At 73.7% G+C, this 16,339-nt stretch carries 15 protein-coding genes and 2 riboswitches; of the genes, 10 read left to right on the top strand and 5 right to left on the bottom strand.

Features of this window, described 5'->3' with window-relative positions:
* Positions 1-196 precede the first annotated feature (196 nt).
* From ABZ862_RS12955 to ABZ862_RS12945, 3 genes are all read left to right on the top strand, one after another.
* Positions 197-958, top strand: coding sequence for a hypothetical protein (locus ABZ862_RS12955; protein ID WP_360956407.1), 762 nt, complete (start codon positions 197-199; stop codon positions 956-958).
* 121 nt (positions 959-1,079) lie between these two features.
* Positions 1,080-2,099: an LLM class F420-dependent oxidoreductase gene (locus ABZ862_RS12950; RefSeq protein ID WP_360956405.1), complete on the top strand. Its 1,020-nt coding sequence runs from the start codon at positions 1,080-1,082 to the stop codon at positions 2,097-2,099.
* Between the two features lie 51 nt (positions 2,100-2,150).
* Positions 2,151-2,444, top strand: coding sequence for a hypothetical protein (locus tag ABZ862_RS12945; RefSeq protein ID WP_360956403.1), 294 nt, complete (start codon positions 2,151-2,153; stop codon positions 2,442-2,444).
* Between the two features lie 77 nt (positions 2,445-2,521).
* Here ABZ862_RS12945 and ABZ862_RS12940 read toward each other — a convergent pair whose 3' ends face one another.
* The 3 genes from ABZ862_RS12940 to ABZ862_RS12930 are packed head-to-tail and all read right to left on the bottom strand — an operon-like array spanning position 2,522 to position 5,813.
* Positions 2,522-3,592 (bottom strand): prenyltransferase, encoded by a 1,071-nt coding sequence (locus ABZ862_RS12940; RefSeq protein WP_360956401.1) that lies wholly within the window; start codon positions 3,590-3,592, stop codon positions 2,522-2,524.
* On the bottom strand, positions 3,589-4,347 hold the full coding sequence (locus ABZ862_RS12935) for a class I SAM-dependent methyltransferase (RefSeq protein ID WP_360956399.1): 759 nt from the start codon (positions 4,345-4,347) through the stop codon (positions 3,589-3,591). Before ABZ862_RS12935 ends, ABZ862_RS12940 begins: the two co-directional genes overlap by 4 nt.
* Positions 4,341-5,813 carry a glycosyltransferase family 4 protein gene (locus ABZ862_RS12930; RefSeq protein ID WP_360956397.1) on the bottom strand — a complete coding sequence of 491 codons (1,473 nt, stop codon included), beginning with the start codon at positions 5,811-5,813 and terminating at the stop codon, positions 4,341-4,343. Before ABZ862_RS12930 ends, ABZ862_RS12935 begins: the two co-directional genes overlap by 7 nt.
* 208 nt (positions 5,814-6,021) lie before the next feature.
* Between ABZ862_RS12930 and ABZ862_RS12925 the strand changes: the two genes are divergently transcribed.
* Positions 6,022-6,729, top strand: a complete 708-nt coding sequence (locus tag ABZ862_RS12925) for a TetR family transcriptional regulator (protein WP_360956395.1) — start codon at positions 6,022-6,024, stop codon at positions 6,727-6,729.
* A 145-nt stretch (positions 6,730-6,874) separates the two neighbouring features.
* A riboswitch (TPP riboswitch) is annotated at positions 6,875-7,055 on the bottom strand.
* A 60-nt stretch (positions 7,056-7,115) separates the two neighbouring features.
* On the opposite strand, the gene ABZ862_RS12920 is transcribed toward ABZ862_RS12925, so the two are convergent.
* Entirely contained in the window at positions 7,116-7,349 is a 234-nt protein-coding gene (locus ABZ862_RS12920; protein WP_360956393.1) for a ferredoxin, read from the bottom strand.
* A gap of 6 nt (positions 7,350-7,355) precedes the next feature.
* On the bottom strand, positions 7,356-8,813 hold the full coding sequence (locus ABZ862_RS12915) for an aldehyde dehydrogenase (RefSeq protein ID WP_360956391.1): 1,458 nt from the start codon (positions 8,811-8,813) through the stop codon (positions 7,356-7,358).
* Between the two features lie 181 nt (positions 8,814-8,994).
* Here ABZ862_RS12915 and ABZ862_RS12910 point away from each other — a divergent pair, with 181 nt between their 5' ends.
* From ABZ862_RS12910 to ABZ862_RS12885, 6 genes are all read left to right on the top strand, one after another.
* Positions 8,995-10,026: an MBL fold metallo-hydrolase gene (locus tag ABZ862_RS12910; RefSeq protein ID WP_360956389.1), complete on the top strand. Its 1,032-nt coding sequence runs from the start codon at positions 8,995-8,997 to the stop codon at positions 10,024-10,026.
* Between the two features lie 81 nt (positions 10,027-10,107).
* Positions 10,108-10,237, top strand: a riboswitch (cobalamin riboswitch).
* 125 nt (positions 10,238-10,362) lie between these two features.
* A complete protein-coding gene (locus ABZ862_RS12905) occupies positions 10,363-11,631 on the top strand; it encodes a prenyltransferase/squalene oxidase repeat-containing protein (RefSeq protein WP_360956387.1) in 1,269 nt (422 codons plus the stop codon).
* Entirely contained in the window at positions 11,628-12,329 is a 702-nt protein-coding gene (locus ABZ862_RS12900) for an SCO2322 family protein (protein ID WP_360956385.1), read from the top strand. Before ABZ862_RS12905 ends, ABZ862_RS12900 begins: the two co-directional genes overlap by 4 nt.
* Positions 12,322-13,434: a CbiQ family ECF transporter T component gene (locus ABZ862_RS12895; protein WP_360956383.1), complete on the top strand. Its 1,113-nt coding sequence runs from the start codon at positions 12,322-12,324 to the stop codon at positions 13,432-13,434. Before ABZ862_RS12900 ends, ABZ862_RS12895 begins: the two co-directional genes overlap by 8 nt.
* The gene (locus tag ABZ862_RS12890; RefSeq protein WP_360956381.1) at positions 13,431-15,134 is read left to right on the top strand and encodes an ATP-binding cassette domain-containing protein; all 1,704 of its coding nucleotides are present in this window, start codon (positions 13,431-13,433) and stop codon (positions 15,132-15,134) included. The genes ABZ862_RS12895 and ABZ862_RS12890 overlap by 4 nt, the downstream gene beginning before the upstream one ends.
* Before the next feature lie 62 nt (positions 15,135-15,196).
* Positions 15,197-16,039, top strand: a complete 843-nt coding sequence (locus tag ABZ862_RS12885; protein ID WP_360956672.1) for an ECF transporter S component — start codon at positions 15,197-15,199, stop codon at positions 16,037-16,039.
* Positions 16,040-16,339 lie beyond the last annotated feature (300 nt).

Raw genomic sequence — 16,339 nt, 5'->3', positions numbered from 1 at the left:
CCGATCAGGGCGGACATACTGATCGAACGGGCGATACTGTCGTCCGTACGACGCGGGGCCACCCCCAGCGCTTCGCACCGGGGCCGTACGGCGATGGTGACAGCGACTCCGCCTCTGCCGACGACGAACGACCGACGACGAGACGACCTGCGAAGGACCTGAAGTGAATATCCGCTCCCTCACTCGAGGCGACGGCGTGGTGATCGGAGCAGCGGTATTGCTGTTCATCGCGTCGTTCCTGAAGACCTACTCGGTCTCCGGTTTCAATGTGGACACGAACGCCTGGGACGACCTCGGCAACGGTCTCGGCATCTACATGGGCGGCGTCATCGGGGCCGCCCTGATCGTCGTCAACCGCTGCCTGCCGCAGCCCCGCAAGATCGCCGGTCTCGATCTCGGCGTGGTCGGCGTCGCGTTCACGGTCCTGGTCGCGTGGACCATGTTCTGGTCGCTGGTGGACGTCCCGACCGGTGCCGACGCCGCCGCCGGGCTGATCCTCGGCTTCATCGCCTCGCTCGTCCTCGCGGGCGCCGCGGTGGCCACCGAGCTGGTCCCGGCCCTCAAGGCCCCGCTGCTGAGCGCCACCCCGCACCCGCCGGTCCCGCCCGTCTACGGCGGCCAGCAGCCCCAGGGCGGCTACGGCTACCCGGGCGCCCCGCAGCCGTCGTTCGGCGGCCCGGCGCAGCAGAGCCCGTCGCCGTTCGGCGGCCCGCAGCCGTCCGCTCCCGCGCAGCCGTCGCAGCCCGGCCAGGGCGGCGGGGACTTCTCGCCGTTCTGGTTCGCCGTGCCGGCGCCCCGGCCGCTGTTCCCGGAGGACGGCTCGCAGACGCCGATCGCCGAACTGGCGCCGGGCACCTGGTACCTGGCGGTCGAGCAGCGCGGTCCCGGTCTGGTCGCCCAGACCCAGGACGGCCGCCGCGGTGTCCTCCAGGACTCCTCCGGCATCCAGCGCGGCTGACCCGCCGCCCGGCGGCATCGTGCGGCCCCTCGCCCTTCCGGGCGGGGGGCCGTTGCCGTACAGTCGCGGAACCGAAGCGGACTGACACCTCGTCAGTTCTTGCGGACACACCGGGGGCGCCATGCGGCTGGGGCTCGCACTGGGGTACTGGGGACGCGGGCCGTCCCCGGACCATCTGCCGCTGGCACGGGAGGCGGAGCGGCTCGGCTACGACTCCGTGTGGACGGCGGAGTCATGGGGATCGGACGCGTTCACGCCGCTGACCTGGATCGCCGCGCGGACGTCACGGATCAGGCTCGGTACGGCGGTCGCGCAGATGGCGGCGCGCTCACCGACGACGACCGCGATGCACGCGCTCACCCTGGACCATCTCTCCGGCGGGCGGATGCTGCTGGGGCTCGGGCTGTCCGGACCGCAGGTCGTCGAGGGCTGGTACGGGCGGCCGTTCCCCCGCTCGCCGCTCACCGCGACCCGCGAGTACGTGGACATCGTCCGGCAGGTCCTGCGCCGCGAGGGGCCGGTGGAGCTGAGGGGACCGGCGGGGCGCTTCCATCCGCTGCCCTACGACGGCCCCGACGCCACCGGGCTCGGCAAGCCGCTCAAGCCCGTCACGCACCCGCTGCGCGCCGGTCTCCCGGTCCTGCTGGGCGCGGAGGGTCCGAAGAACGTCGCCCAGACCACCCGGATCGCCGACGGCTGGCTGCCGCTGTACTGGGCGCCGGGCCGCCCCGAGGTGTACGGCCCGGCGGTGTCGGCCCTCCCGCCGGGGTTCATGGTCGCGCCGATGGCCCGGGTGAAGGTCTGCGACGACGTCGCCGAGGGGCTGCTCCCGGTGAAGGCGATGCTCGGTTTCTACATCGGCGGCATGGGCCACGCGGCCCGCAACTTCCACGCCGACCTCATGGGCCGCATGGGCTACGAGGAGGAGGCCCGGCGTATCCAGCGGCTGTTCCTTCAGGGGCGCCGCGAGGAGGCGGTGCTGGCAGTGCCGGACGCGTTCGCCGACGAGATCTCGCTGGTCGGCCCGCGTGAACGCATCGCCGAGCGGCTGGAGTCGTGGCGCAAGGGGCCGGTGACGGATCTGCTGGCGCTCGCACCGGACCCGGTCTCGCTGCGGGTGCTGGCGGAGCTGAACACGTAGGGCCCGCAAGGTTCCTGGTTTGTTCCGCGGCGGGGCGGCAACCCGGTGTGCATGTCTCTTCGATATCGGAACGGTGCGCATCAGGCCGGCACGGTCATCGCCGTCGTCGCCGACGTCATGGCCCTCATCCTGGGCCTGTGGATCGTGATGTATCTGCTCGACGCCAACCCCGGCAATTCGTTCGTGCAGTTCATCCATGACACCGCCCGCTGGCTGGCGGGCTGGTCGCACGACCTGTTCACCTTCGACGCGGCCTGGGCGCGGGTCGTGGCGGGCTACGGTCTGGCGGCGGTCGTGTACCTCTTCGTCGGCCACGCCATCGCGGGCCGCGTCCAGCGCCACTGACACCCGGACCCGCACCCGGGTCCGGGCCCGGGTCCGGCGCCACCGACGCACAGGACCGGCGGCTGCCGCGGCGGAGTTCAGCCGCAGCAGTCCGCGTCCAGGCCGCGCGGCAGGCGGTCGCCGCCGAACACCGCGCCGGTGGCGTCGTGACCGCCGAGCGCGGCCACCGCGAGCAGCAGGGAGCCCGCCGTCCAGGTGGTGAGTTCCTCCGGCCAGCGGGCGTCGTCCTCGAAGACGTAGCCCGTCCAGTACAGGCCGCTGTCCTCGTCCCGCAGATGCTGGATCGACTGGAGTATCTCCAGCGCGCGGTCGGACTCCCCCATCGCCCAGAGGGTGAGGGCGAGTTCGGCCGACTCGCCGCCGGTGACCCAGGGGTTGGGCACCACGCAGCGGACCCCGAACCCCGGCACGACGAACCTCTCCCAGCCTTCCTCGATACGGGACTTGGCCTCGGCGCCGGTCAACGCGCCGCCCAGCACGGGGTAGTACCAGTCCATCGAGTAGCGGTCCTTGTCGAGGAACCGCTCGGGGTGGCGCCGTATCGCGTGGCGCAGCGCGCCGAGGGCCAATTCCCAGTCGGGCTGGGGCTCTTCGAGCTGCTCGGCGACGGCGAGGGCGCAGCGCAGCGCGTGGTGGACGGAGGAGCAGCCGGTCAGCAGGGCGTCGGCGGTCGCGGTGCCGTCGTCCGCGCGTTTCCAGCCGATCTGCCCGCCGGGCTGCTGGAGCCGCAGCACGTACTCGACGGCGGCGTGGACCGTGGGCCACATGCGGTCGAGGAAGGTGTCGTCGCCGGTGGAGAGGTAGTGGTGCCAGACCCCTACGGCGGCGTAGGCGACGAAGTTGGTCTCGCGGCCGCGGTCGGTGACGTCGTGGGGGTCGCCGTCGGCGTAGGCGGCGTACCAGGAGCCGTCGTCGAGCTGGTGGCGGGCGAGCCAGTCGTAGGCGCGGGCGGCGGCCTCGTGCTCACCGGCCGCGTCGAGGGCCATGGCGGCCTCGGTGTGGTCCCAGGGGTCGAGGTGGTGGCCGCGGAACCACGGGATGGCGCCGTCCTCCCGCTGCACGGCGAGGATGCCGCGGACGGTCGCGGCGGCCTGCTCGGCGGTGAGGACCCCGGGCAGGACGAGGTGTTCTGTCCGGGGGGTGGTCACGTGGCGGCCGCCTCGGTGGTCTCGGACACCTTGGTGTGCGGCAGGTGCGGCTTGGTCGCGTAGGCCACGAAGCTCTTGCCGATCAGCGGGTTGAGCGCCTGTTCGGCGACCCGGGTGACCAGGGGTTTCTTCATGATGTCCCAGACCAGCAGCCGGTGGTACGCCTTCACGGGCAGCGCCTGGTCGTTGTCGACGCCGAACGCGCACTTCAGCCACCAGTACGGCGAGTGCAGCGCGTGGGCGTGGTGGGTGCCGTAGGGCTTGAGGCCGGCCTCCCTCATCTTGCCGAGCAGTTCGTCGGCCCGGTAGATGCGGATGTGGCCGCCCTCGACCTGGTGGTAGGCGTCGGACAGGGCCCAGCAGACCTTCTCGGGGCCGTGGCGCGGGACGGTGACGGCGATCCGGCCGCCCGGCCTGAGCACGCGGACCATCTCGGCGAGGACGCCCTTGTCGTCGGGTATGTGTTCCATCACCTCGGAGATGATGACGACGTCGAAGGACTCGTCGGGGAAGGGCAGTGCGAGCGCGTCGCCCTCCATGGCGGTCGCGGTGGCGCCCTCGGGGGCCTCGCCCGCCTCCTTCATCGCCGCGAACCACTTCGCGACCTCGCGGATCTCCTCGCCGTTGCGGTCCAGCGCGACCACCCGGGCGCCGCGCCGGTAGCACTCGAAGGCGTGCCGCCCGGCACCGCAGCCGAGGTCCAGCACACGGTCGCCCGCGGCGAGCGGGAACCGGGAGAAGTCGACGGTCAGCACGTGGCCCTGCTTTCGGGATGGACGGCGGGGTCGGTGTCGGAGGGGGCGTCGGTCTGCGGACCGGAGCGGGCCGGGGAACCGAGGGCAGGGGTGCCGGCCGGGGTGGCCGCCGCGGCGGGCCGCGGGCCGCCCCGGCGCTCGATGGCCTCCCGGTAACGGGCCACCGTCCCTTCCGCCGCCCGTGCCCAGGTGAAGTGCCGCAGCACCCGTTCCCGCCCCGCGCGCCCGAGCCGCTGCCGCAGGCGGGCGTCGCCGAGGAGCCGGCCGAGCGCCGCCGCCAGGGCACCGGCGTCACCGGGCGGGACGGCGAGGCAGGTCTCCCCGTCGGGTCCGGCGACCTCGGGTATGGCGCCGCCGGTGGTGGCGACCAGCGGGGTACCGGTGGCCATGGCCTCGGCGGCGGGCAGCGAGAACCCCTCGTAGAGGGAGGGCACGCAGGCGACCTCGGCGGACCGGACGAGGTCGACCAGCTCGGCGTCGGAGATGCCCTTGACGAACTCGACGGCGCGGGACAGGCCGTAGCGCTCGATGGCCTGGGCGACCGGCCCGTCCTCGGCCCGCTTGCCGACGACGACGAGATGCGCGCCGGGGTGCTCGGTGCGGACCTTGGCGAGGGCCTCGACGAGGTGGACGAGCCCCTTGAGGGGGACGTCGGCGCTGGAGGTGGTGACGATCCGTCCGGGGATCTGCGGTACGGCCGGATCGGGCGCGAAGAGGTCGGTGTCGGCGCCGATGTGGACGACGTGGACGCGGTCGTCGCGGACGCCGAGGTGGTCGACGATCTCCTGCCGGGAGGACCCGGAGACGGTGAGGACGGACGGCAGGCGGCGGGCGACCCGCTTCTGCATCCGGGTGAAGCCGTACCACCGCCGCACGGAGTAGCGCCGCTGCCAGGTCTCGGCGGCGTCGAGCTCCAACTGCCGGTCCACGGTGATGGGGTGGTGGACGGTGGTGACGAGCGGCGCGCCCAGATCCCCCAGCAGCCCGTATCCCAGCGTCTGGTTGTCGTGAATGACATCGAAGTCACCGCGCCGGGAGCGCAGATGACGACCGGCCCGGAGCGAGAAGGTCAGCGGTTCGGGGAACCCGCCGGTCCACATGGTGGCGACTTCGAGGGCGTCGACCCAGTCGCGGTACTCGCCGCGGGCCGGGGTGCGGAAGGGGTCGGGCTGCCGGTAGAGGTCGAGACTGGGCAGCTCGGTGAGGGTGAGGTTCTCGTAGCCCTCGTCGAGGACGGGGTAGGGCTGGGAGCCGATGACCTCGACGCGGTGGCCGAGGCGGGCCAGTTCGCGGGAGAGATGGCGGACGTAGACACCCTGGCCGCCGCAGAACGGGTTCCCCTTGTAGGTGAGAAGCGCGATGTCGAGCGGTCGCTCTCCCCCGCGCTCGGATCCGCTCGCGCGGGAGGGGCCTCCACCGGCGGCGGGATCCGGTCGCGAACCCGCCTCCCTGGCCTCAGCGGTCACTCCGGGCCCCCTTCTGCCTGCGCTGTCCCGCGACAGTACGACGGGACGCTAATCTAGAACAAGTTTCAGACTTGATCGCTCGGGAGGATCCGAATCTACCGGCAGGTAGTCGAAGTGTGAGCGGCGGGCCGGGTGATTCGCGCCACGGCGCGGCCCCTGCCATGCTGTGTGATCACTCGTCCTCACCGACTGTCACGGAACAGGACCCATGTCTGCGCAAGCCAAGGTGGACACCAGCGGTACGGCCGGTACCGCGCGGCCGGCACCGGCGTCGGCACCCGGCATGCCTCCGCTGACCGAACGCCAGGAGGCCCGCCGCCGGCGCATCCTGCGCGCCAGCGCCCAGCTGGCCAGCCGGGGCGGCTTCGACGCGGTGCAGATGCGGGAGGTCGCGGAGTCCTCCCAGGTGGCCCTGGGCACCCTCTACCGCTACTTCCCGTCCAAGGTGCACCTGCTGGTCGCGACGATGCAGGACCAGCTGGACCACATGCACGGCACGCTGCGCAAGAAGCCCCCGACGGGCGACACGGCCGCGGAGCGCGTCGCGGACACCCTGATGCGCGCCTTCCGCGCCCTTCAGCGCGAGCCCCATCTGGCCGACGCCATGGTCCGGGCCCTCACCTTCGCGGACCGCAGCGTCTCCCCCGAGGTCGACCAGGTCTCCCGTCAGACGACGGCGATCATCCTGGACGCGATGGCCCCCTCGGCCGCCCCCGCCCCCACGCCCGCCCAGCTCTCCGCGGTCCGCGTCATCGAGCACACCTGGCACTCGGCCCTGATCACCTGGCTCTCGGGTCGCGCCTCGATCGCCCAGGTGAAGATCGACATCGAAACGGTCTGCCGCCTGATCGACCTCACGGACCCGGGTGCGGGCGGGGTCCCGCCGTGCGCGGACGGGGCGGGGATCATGCGCTGAGCGGGCGGCGACCGTCGGGCCCGAGAAGGCGTCGGTCCGAGAAGGTGTCCGCCCGAGAACCCGAGAAGGCGTCGGCCCGAGAGGAGAGACCCGCACCCCGGACGCGGAAGCGCGCACGCCCCGGACGGGGGATCGTGCGCGCGAAAAACCTACGAGACGGGTTCCCTGCGCCGGTATGGTCCGGATCAGGTTCCAGGGGTCGCCGGTCGGCCCGGATGCTGCCTTCCGGCCTCTCAGCCCTACCGCCGACGTCGGCAACGGCGGATGCCCAACTGCTGCGTCTCGCCAGAGTCGGCTACTCCGGTCGGGCTCCCTCACTCGTCTCGTAGGCCAATACCAATGTACAACGGGCAAGGCCCGGCGCAACACCCTCAAGGGGATTTTTTTCACTCTTCCGGTGGAAACACCACCTCCCCGCTGCTCAGCAGGGTGAGGGTGATCGCCTCCACCGGGCAGGTCTCCGCCGCCGCCAGGACCGGCTCCGCCGCGTCCGTGTCCGGTGCGACGGGGCGGGACTGGCGAGCGGTGTCCAGGCGGAAGGCGCGGGGCGCACGGTCGACGCACTGGGCGGAGCCGATGCACAGCGAACGGTCCACCTCGATGTGCCAGCGGTCGCCCATGGCCGCTCAGCCCTCCCAGCCGGCGGGGAGGTGGATCATCTTGTGTTCGAGGTACTCGCCGAAGCCCTCCGGGCCGAACTCGCGTCCGAGGCCGGAGTTCTTGTAGCCGCCGAACGGGCCCAGCATGTCGAGGCTGAAGGTGTTCACCGAGTAGGTGCCGGTGCGGACCTGGCACGCGACCTCGATGCCGTGCTCGACGTCGGCCGTCCAGACGCTGCCGGACAGCCCGTACTCCGAGTCGTTGGCGATCTTCACCGCCTCGGTCTCGTCGCCGTAGGGGAGCAGGCAGATGACCGGGCCGAAGATCTCCTCCCGGGCGATCCGCATGCCGTTGTCCACGTCTCCGAAGAGGGTCGGCTCGACGTACCAGCCCTTCTCCAGGCCGGCCGGACGGCCGCCCCCGGTGAGGATCTTGGCGCCCTCCTCCTGCCCGATGCGGATGTAGTCGAGGTTGCGCCGCTGCTGGCGTTCGGCGACCAGCGGGCCCACCTGGGTCGCCGGGTCGAGCGGGTCACCGACCTTGAGGGCGGACGCCGCCTGCGCGAAGGCGTCGGCGTAGTCGCCGTAGCGCGAGCGCGGGACGAGGATGCGGGTCTGGGCGACGCACGCCTGCCCGTTGTTCATCCACGCCGCCGGGACGATGCCCGCCACCGCCTGTGCGACATCGGCGTCCGGCAGGACGACCGCCGCCGACTTGCCGCCCAGTTCGAGCGTCACACGGGTGAGGTTGCGCGCCGCCACCTCCATCACCCGGCGGCCCGCCGCGACCGAGCCCGTGAAGGACACCTTGTCGACGCCCGGGTGCCCGACCAGGTACTCGCTGACCTCCCGGTCCGCCGGGAGGATGGACAGGACGCCCTCCGGAAGACCGGCCTCGCGGGTGATGTCGGCCAGGATGTACGCGTCCAGCGGTGACTCCGGCGACGGTTTGAGGATCACCGAGCAGCCGGTCAGCAGCGCGGGCGCGAGCTTGGCGGCGGCGACGAACTGCGGCACGTTCCACGGGACGACGGCCGCGACCACGCCCACCGGCTCGCGTCGCACGAGCAGTTTGCCGAGGACTCCGTCGCGCCGCTCCTCGTAGGAGAACTCCCGCGCGACCTTGATGGCCGAATCCCACACCATCATCGCGCCCAGCGCCTGCGCGAGGACGCTCCACGAGTACGGCGACCCGTTCTCCGACGAGATCACCCGCGCGATCTCCTCGTGCCGCACCGCGATGGCGTCCTTGATGCGCGTGACGATCCCGATACGCTCCTCCAGGGTCGTCCTCGGCCACGGTCCCTCGTCGAAGGCCCGCCGGGCCGTCGCGACCGCCCGGTCCACGTCCGCGCGCGAGGCGTGCGGCACCCGGCCGATGACCTCCTCGGTGTGCGGGGAGATCACCTCGATGACCTCCGTGCCGAGGGGGTCGGTCAACTCGCCGCCGATGAACAGCTGTCCGTGTTCCACGAGCTCGGTCATGGCCTGATGCCTCCCGGGAAGCGCCGCCCGGCCAACGTTGCCTGACGGGCCGTCAGATACCTGAACTCATACCAGCTCCGTCCGGGGGAGTCCACGGATGCGGCCGGGGCCGTTGGCCGCCGGGGGCACTCATGGGAACCTGTTCCAGTTATCGGGGGCGGGAAGCACACGAGGGGGAACCATGACGCAGGTGCACGACCACCGCGGCGGCGTACGGTCCGTCGAAGTCCCCATCCCGGACAACCCGCTCGGCCACACCCTGGTCTACGTCGTCGACACCGACCGCGGCCCGGTGCTGATCGACACCGGCTGGGACGACCCCGCCTCCTGGGACACCCTCGTCGCCGGTCTCACCGCCTGCGGCACGTCGGTCGCCGAGGTGTACGGCGTCGTCGTCACCCACCATCACCCCGACCACCACGGCCTGGTGGGCCGCGTCCGGGACGCCTCCGGCGCCTGGATCGCGCTGCACGCCGCCGACGCCGCGATCGTACGGCGCACCCGGGAGACCCGGCCGGAGAGCTGGTTCGCCTACATGGCGGCCAAGCTGACCGCCGCCGGGGCTCCCGAGGAGCACATCGCCCCGCTGCGCGCCGCCCCGCGCCGTGTCCCTGCCGGGCTCTCCCCCGCCCTGCCGGACCGTGAGATCGTGCCCGGCGAACTCCTCGACCTGCCGGGGCGGCGGCTGCGCGCGATCTGGACGCCGGGACACACGCCGGGCCATGTCTGCCTGCACCTGGAGGAACAGCATCCGCAGCAACCGGCGGGCGGCCACGGACGGTTGTTCTCCGGCGATCACCTGCTTCCCGAGATCACCCCGCACATCGGCCTCTACGAGGACCCCGACGACGCCACCGTGACCGACCCGCTCGGCGACTACCTCGACTCCCTCGAACGGGTGGGCCGGCTCCGCCCCGCCGAGGTGCTGCCCGCCCATCAGCACCCCTTCACCGACGCCCCGTCCCGCGTCCGGGAGCTGCTCGCCCACCACGAGGAACGCCTCACCGGCCTGCTCACCCTCCTCGCCACGCCCCTCACCACCTGGCAGCTGGCCGAGCGGATGGAGTGGAACCGGCCGTGGGAACAGATCCCCTACGGGTCGCGCAACATCGCCGTCTCGGAGGCGGAGGCGCATCTGCGGCGGCTGGTGAAGCTGGGGCGGGCGGAGGCGGTGGCGGGGAGCGATCCGGTGACGTACGTGGCGGCGGGGTGACACCGGTCGGCACACCTCGCGGCCGGGTGAGGCCCGTGTTCCGGCGAGGTCGCGCACAGCCTTCTCTCAGCCGTCCCCCGGGGCCGGGTACAGTGGCGGGGTCGTCATCACGCCCGTTCAGGGGGAAGCCGGTGCAATTCCGGCGCTGACCCGCAACCGTGAGCCGCCCACGAGGGTGGTGAGCCGGACCGCCCCGGGCATCGCGTGACCGGCTCAGGTGCACCGGCGGGCCCCGTCGGCGCACGGCACCGTCGAGGTCTGCGGAGCCGAGCCGCCGCCCGGGGGTGTCCCCGTGCCGCGTCACGGCTTCCCGCAGGGGAAGGCACCCACCCGCCCATGAACGTCCGCCGCACCGCCGGGACACTGGCCGCCCTCACGGCCGTCCTCGCCGGCACCGCAGCCCCCGCCGCCTTCGCCGCGACCGCGTCACCGTCGCCCTCCCCCTCCGCCGCCCTGCCCTCCGGGCTGTTCGGCAAAACGGACCCCGCCTACGACGGCGTCTGGCGCCAGTCCCTCGCCCTGCTCGCGCAGCACACCGTGGGACTCACGCCCGCGGCGAAGGCGGTCGACTGGCTCGCCGGACAGCAGTGCGCCGACGGCGCCTTCCCGGCGTACCGCGCCGCCCCGGGCACCGGCACGCCCTGTGACGCCGAGCTCCCCCGCGACACCAACGCCACCGCCGCCGCCGTGCAGGCCCTCGCCGCCGTCGGCGGGCACGAGGCCGCCACCGGCAGGGCCGTCAGCTGGCTGAAGTCGGTCCAGAACAAGGACGGCGGCTGGCCCTACGCCCCCGGCGGGGCCAGCGACACCAACTCGACCTCCGTCGTCGTGGGCGCCCTCGCCGCGACCGGCGCGGACCCCGCCCGGGTGCGCGCGGCGAAGGGCACGGCGTCGCCGTACACCCTGCTGGCCGAGTGGTCCGTCCCGTGCGCGAAGGACGGGGGCGGCGCGCTCGCCTACCAGCCGGGCAAGAAGGGCGAACTCGCCGCCAACGCCGACGCCACCGCCGCCGGGGTGCTGGCCGCGCTCGGCAAGGGTTTCGTGACGGCGGCCGGGAAGAGTTCCCCCGGCGACGGCTCCTGCGGCGGCGCGTCGCCGCTCACGCCAGCCGACATCGCCCGCAACGGCGCCGGTTATCTGCGGGACCGGACCTCCGCGACCGGCTACCTCAAGTCCGTGCTCCCCGGTGCCGGGAACCAGCCCGACTACGGCAACACCGCCGACGCGGTCGTCTCGCTGGCCGCGCTGGGCTGGACCGGCGCCGCGCAGAAGCCGTACGCCTGGCTGGAGAAGCACGCCGCGCCGTGGGCCGGGCAGAGCGGCCCCGCCGCCTACGCCGCACTGATCCTCACCGCCCACGCGATGGGCGCCGACCCGCGCCACTTCGGCGGCACCGACCTCGTCCAGCGGCTCGGCGCCCTGGGCCCGGCCGCGCGGCAGAAGGCCACCGGGGCACAGGGCACCGGGGCGCAGGGGGCCGAGCGGGAGTCCGCGAAGCAGGACGGCGGTGGCGGCCTCGGCGTCTGGTGGATCGTCGGGATCGGTCTCGTCGCCGGGGCCGGTATCGGTTTCCTCCTCTCGGGCCGCGGACGGCGCAAGCCGTGAGTGCCCGTTCCCGGATACGGGCCGCCGCCGCCCTCGTCCTCGCCGTGCTGCTGTCGGGGCTCGCGGCGGGGCAGGCGGCCCACGCCACCGGCTACCGTTACTGGTCCTTCTGGGAGCGTGAGGACGGCCACGGCGGCAACGGCGCCTCGTGGGTCTACGCGACCCAGGGCCCGGCGACCGCCCGCCCCTCCGACGGCGCCGTGGAAGGCTTCCGCTTCGCCGTCAGCGCGGACTCCGCCGACGCCTCCCGCCCCCGCGGCACCGCCGGTTTCACCGCCGTCTGCGCGCACACCCCGGCCCGCGACGGCACCAAACGCGTCGCGCTCGTCATCGACTTCGGTACGGCGTCCGACGCGCCCGCCGGTGAGGCCCCGCCCGCCGCCCGTACGGCGTGCGCCCGGGTGTCCCCCGACGCCACCGCCGCCGACGCCCTCGCCGCCGTGGCGAAACCGCTGCGCTACGACACCGACGCGCTGCTCTGCGCCATCTCCGGCTATCCGCGACGGGGTTGCGGCGAGCAGGTCAGCGGCAGCGACGGCAGCGGCAGGGCGGCCGCCACCGCGGGCACCGCCACCGCCGAGGAAACCCCCGCGTCCTCCGGTCCCTCCCTCGGCCTGATCGCGGGCGGCACCGCCGTCGCCGTGCTCGGCGCGGCAGCGGTGTGGCGCACCCGGCGGCGGCACCGGCTCCATGACTGAACGACTTGGCCGCCACAACTCCCTCCATCCCGGCGCCTGGTGGCTGTGGGCGCTGGCTCTCGGCACCGCCGCCACCCGCACCACCAACCCCCTCCTCCTCGCCCTGCTGCTCGCCGTCTCGGCCTACGTCGTGGCGAGTTGCCGTACCGCCGCCCCGTGGGCCCGCTCCTACCCGGCGTTCGTACGGCTCGCCCTCGCCGTACTCCTCCTGCGCCTGTTCTTCGCCGTGGCCCTCGGCTCCCCGGTCCCGGGCACCCACACCCTCCTCACCCTCCCCGAAGTCCCGCTCCCTCACTGGGCGCAGGGCATCCGCATCGGCGGCCGGGTCACCGCCGAGGGCGTCGTCTTCGCGCTCTACGACGGGCTGCGGCTGGCCACCCTGCTGGTGTGCGTCGGTGCCGCCAACGCCCTCGCGAACCCCTCCCGGCTCCTCAAGTCCCTTCCCGGCGCGCTCTACGAGGCCGGTGTCGCCGTCGTCGTCGCACTCACCTTCGCCCCGAACCTCATCGCGGACGGCCGCCGGCTGCGTGCCGCCCGGCGCCTGCGGGGCCGTCCGGACCGGGGGGTGCGGGGGCTGCTGCATGTCGGACTGCCGGTGCTGGAGGGCGCGTTGGAGCGTTCCGTCGCGCTCGCCGCCGCGATGGACGCGCGCGGCTACGGCCGCAGTGCCGACGTCCCCGACCGGGTGCGCCGTACGACGGCCGTGCTCACCCTCGGTGGGCTGCTGGGCGTCTGCGCGGGCTCGTACGGGCTGCTCACCGAGGACGGCGGCACGTACGCGTTCCCGCTCCTGCTCGGCGGAGTCGCCGCCGCCCTCGCCGGACTGCACCTCGGCGGACGCCGCTCGCCGCGCACCCGCTACCGCCCGGACCGCTGGGACGGCCGGGCCTGGCTGGTCGGCGCGTCCGGCGCCGCCGTCGCCGCCCTCCTCACGCTCGCCGCGTCCGCCGACCCGGCCGCCCTGCGCCCCGGGGTCGTCCCGCTGGTCTCCCCCGTCCTCCCCCTGTGGCCCGCGGCGGCCGTACTCCTGGGCCTGCTCCCGGCGTTCGTCGCCCCCGCACCCGCTGAATCGTTCGTACCCCCCTCCGGCAAGGAGCCGTCGTGATCCGCTTCGAGGACGTCTCCGTGATCTACGACGGTGCCGCCGAACCGGCGGTCCGGCACATCGGGTTCGAGGTGCCGGAGGGCGAACTCGTGCTGCTCGCGGGGCCGTCCGGGGTCGGGAAGTCCACCGTCCTGGGCGCGGTCAGCGGGCTCGTGCCGCACTTCACCGGCGGCACCCTGCGCGGCCGGGTCACCGTCGCCGGACGTGACACCCGCACCCACCGGCCGCGCGAACTCGCCGACGTCGTGGGGACGGTGGGCCAGGACCCGCTGTCCCACTTCGTGACCGACACCGTCGAGGACGAACTCGCCTACGGCATGGAGTCGCTGGGCATCGCCCCGGACGTCATGCGGCGCCGGGTCGAGGAGACCCTCGATCTGCTCGGCCTCGCCGCCCTCCGTGACCGGCCCATCGCCACCCTCTCCGGCGGCCAGCAGCAGCGCGTCGCGATCGGTTCCGTCCTCACCCCGCATCCCCGGGTGCTGGTCCTCGACGAGCCGACGTCCGCCCTCGACCCCGCGGCGGCCGAGGAGGTGCTCGCGGTGCTCCAGCGGCTCGTGCACGACCTCGGGACGACGGTCCTGCTCGCCGAACACCGGCTGGAGCGCGTCGTCCAGTACGCCGACCGGGTCGTGCTCCTGCCCGCGCCGGGCGCCCCGCCGGTGCTGGGGGTGCCCACCGAGGTGATGGCGGTGTCACCGGTGTGCCCACCGGTGGTGGAGCTGGGGCGGCTGGCGGGCTGGTCCCCGCTCCCGCTGACGGTACGGGACGCCCGGCGCCGGGCGGCAGAACCGGGTGACCTGCGGGAACGGCTGGCGGGACGGGAACCGGCACCGGCACCGGCAGCCCATGTGCAGGGGAAACCGCCGTCGGCCTCCGGGCCGGCGGCGCCGCCCCGCCGCCGCCCCCGTCTCTTCCGCCGCACTCCCCTGACCGCCCCGCCCACCCCCCTGGCCGCCGAGGTCCGCGCCCTCGGCGTCCGCCGCGGCCCCGTCCAGGCACTGCGCGGCGTCGACCTCACCGTCGCCCCCGGCGAGAGCGTCGCCGTGATGGGCCGCAACGGCGCCGGGAAGTCCACGCTGCTCGGCGCCCTGGCCGGCCTGGTCGCCCCGCACACCGGCACGGTCACCGTCGGCGGCCTCGCCCCGCACCGCGCGGCGCCCCCCGACCTCGTACGCCGCGTCGGCCTCGTGCCGCAGGAACCGCGCGACCTTCTGTACGCCGACACGGTCGCCGCCGAGTGCGCCGCCGCCGACCGGGACGCGCACGCCGCCCCCGGCACCTGCCGCGCGCTGGTCGCGGAGCTGCTCCCCGGCATCGCCGACGCCACCCATCCCCGCGACCTCTCCGAGGGGCAGCGGCTCACGCTCGCCCTGGCCGTGATCCTCACCGCACGGCCGCCGCTGCTGCTCCTCGACGAGCCGACCCGCGGCCTGGACTACGCGGCGAAGGCCCGCCTGGTCGCGGTACTGCGTGACCTGGCGGACACCGGGCACGCCGTCGTGCTGGCCACCCACGACGTGGAACTGGCCGCCGAGCTGGCCCACCGGGTGGTGCTGCTCGCGGAGGGCGAGGTGATCGCGGACGGGCCGACGGCGGACGTGGTGGTCTCCTCCCCCTCCTACGCCCCGCAGGTCACCAAGATCCTCGCGCCCCGGCCGTGGCTCACGGTCACCCAGATCCGCGAGGCCCTGGCATGACGAACCGCACAGACCGCACGCCTGCCCCCACCCGGCTCACGGCCACCCGCCCACGCACCCGCATCCGTCCGAGGAACAGCGGCACGCGCCCGCGCCGTATCCGCGCCGTCCGCCTGGGCCCCCGCTCCCGCGCCGCCCTCGTCCTCGTCGGCGCGGTGGGGGTCGTGGCGTTCGGCTGGCCGTTCCTCGCGCCGCCGTCCTCGCAGCTCGGCGCGCACGCGCAGGACGCCCCGTGGCTGTTCGCGGGGCTGCTGGCACTGCTGGTGGCGGTGGTGGCGGCGACGATCTCGGAGTCGGGCCTCGGTCCGAAGGCGGTCGCGATGCTGGGCGTACTGGCGGCGACCGGGGCGGCGCTGCGCCCGGTCGGCGCGGGGACGGCCGGTGTCGAGCCGATGTTCTTCCTGATGGTGCTCAGCGGGCGCGTCCTCGGTCCGGGCTTCGGCTTCGTGCTCGGCTCGCTCACGATGTTCGCGTCGGCGCTGCTGACGGGCGGGGTGGGCCCCTGGCTGCCGTTCCAGATGCTGGCGATGGGCTGGTTCACGATGGGCGCGGGGCTGCTGCCGGGCCCGGAGCGGCTGCGCGGCCGTACCGAGATCGTGCTGCTGGCCTGCTACGGCTTCGTCGCGGCGTTCGCGTACGGCACGGTGATGAACCTGGCCGGGTGGCCGTTCATGGGGGCGCTGGCCTCGGGCATCGCCTTCGACCCGCACGCCGCCGTACCGGCCAACCTGGCCCGTTTCGCCGCGTACTGCCTGGCCACCTCGCTCGGCTGGGACCTGGGGAGGGCGCTGGTGACGGTCGTCCTGACCGCCGTTCTCGGTCCGGCGGTGCTGCGGGCGCTGCGCAGGGCGACGCGGAGGGCCGCTTTCGAGACCGCGGTCACATTCGACGCACCCGCAGAGTGAGACCGTCCGTACGGACTGTCACGTGAACCGTGAACCACCCCACATGACGCCTATCACGTACGAAGCGGCTTAGTAGCCGATAAGGCATGACATGCCCTCACCATAAGGGGCCCTGACCTGGGGATTGAGAGCCAGGTCACACAGCGGGCACTCAGCCGCGATGCGACCACAACTAGTAAAAGGGGTCATTGCGGACGCGTTTGGATCCTGCTTGTCTGAACCACGTCGCAAGGCACCGCCGAACCCCCTCGGGGCCACGGCGCCGACACAGGCCCCCGCCGCGCAGAGCGCACATCGGCC

This window comes from Streptomyces sp. NPDC047000, assembly GCF_040644295.1.
Taxonomy (GTDB): domain Bacteria; phylum Actinomycetota; class Actinomycetes; order Streptomycetales; family Streptomycetaceae; genus Streptomyces.
Note: the sequence above shows the minus strand (reverse complement) of the source record. Positions and strands in the feature narration are given on the sequence as shown.

What these genes read in the sequence shown, in the direction of transcription:
- ABZ862_RS12910 (WP_360956389.1), top strand. Translation starts at nt 8,995, where the DNA reads ATGACGCAGGTGCACGACCACCGCGGCGGCGTACGGTCCGTCGAAGTC.
- ABZ862_RS12915 (WP_360956391.1), bottom strand. Translation starts at nt 8,813, where the DNA reads ATGACCGAGCTCGTGGAACACGGACAGCTGTTCATCGGCGGCGAGTTG.
- ABZ862_RS12950 (WP_360956405.1), top strand. Translation starts at nt 1,080, where the DNA reads ATGCGGCTGGGGCTCGCACTGGGGTACTGGGGACGCGGGCCGTCCCCG.
- ABZ862_RS12920 (WP_360956393.1), bottom strand. Translation starts at nt 7,349, where the DNA reads ATGGGCGACCGCTGGCACATCGAGGTGGACCGTTCGCTGTGCATCGGC.
- ABZ862_RS12945 (WP_360956403.1), top strand. Translation starts at nt 2,151, where the DNA reads ATGTCTCTTCGATATCGGAACGGTGCGCATCAGGCCGGCACGGTCATC.
- ABZ862_RS12895 (WP_360956383.1), top strand. Translation starts at nt 12,322, where the DNA reads ATGACTGAACGACTTGGCCGCCACAACTCCCTCCATCCCGGCGCCTGG.
- ABZ862_RS12905 (WP_360956387.1), top strand. Translation starts at nt 10,363, where the DNA reads ATGAACGTCCGCCGCACCGCCGGGACACTGGCCGCCCTCACGGCCGTC.
- ABZ862_RS12925 (WP_360956395.1), top strand. Translation starts at nt 6,022, where the DNA reads ATGTCTGCGCAAGCCAAGGTGGACACCAGCGGTACGGCCGGTACCGCG.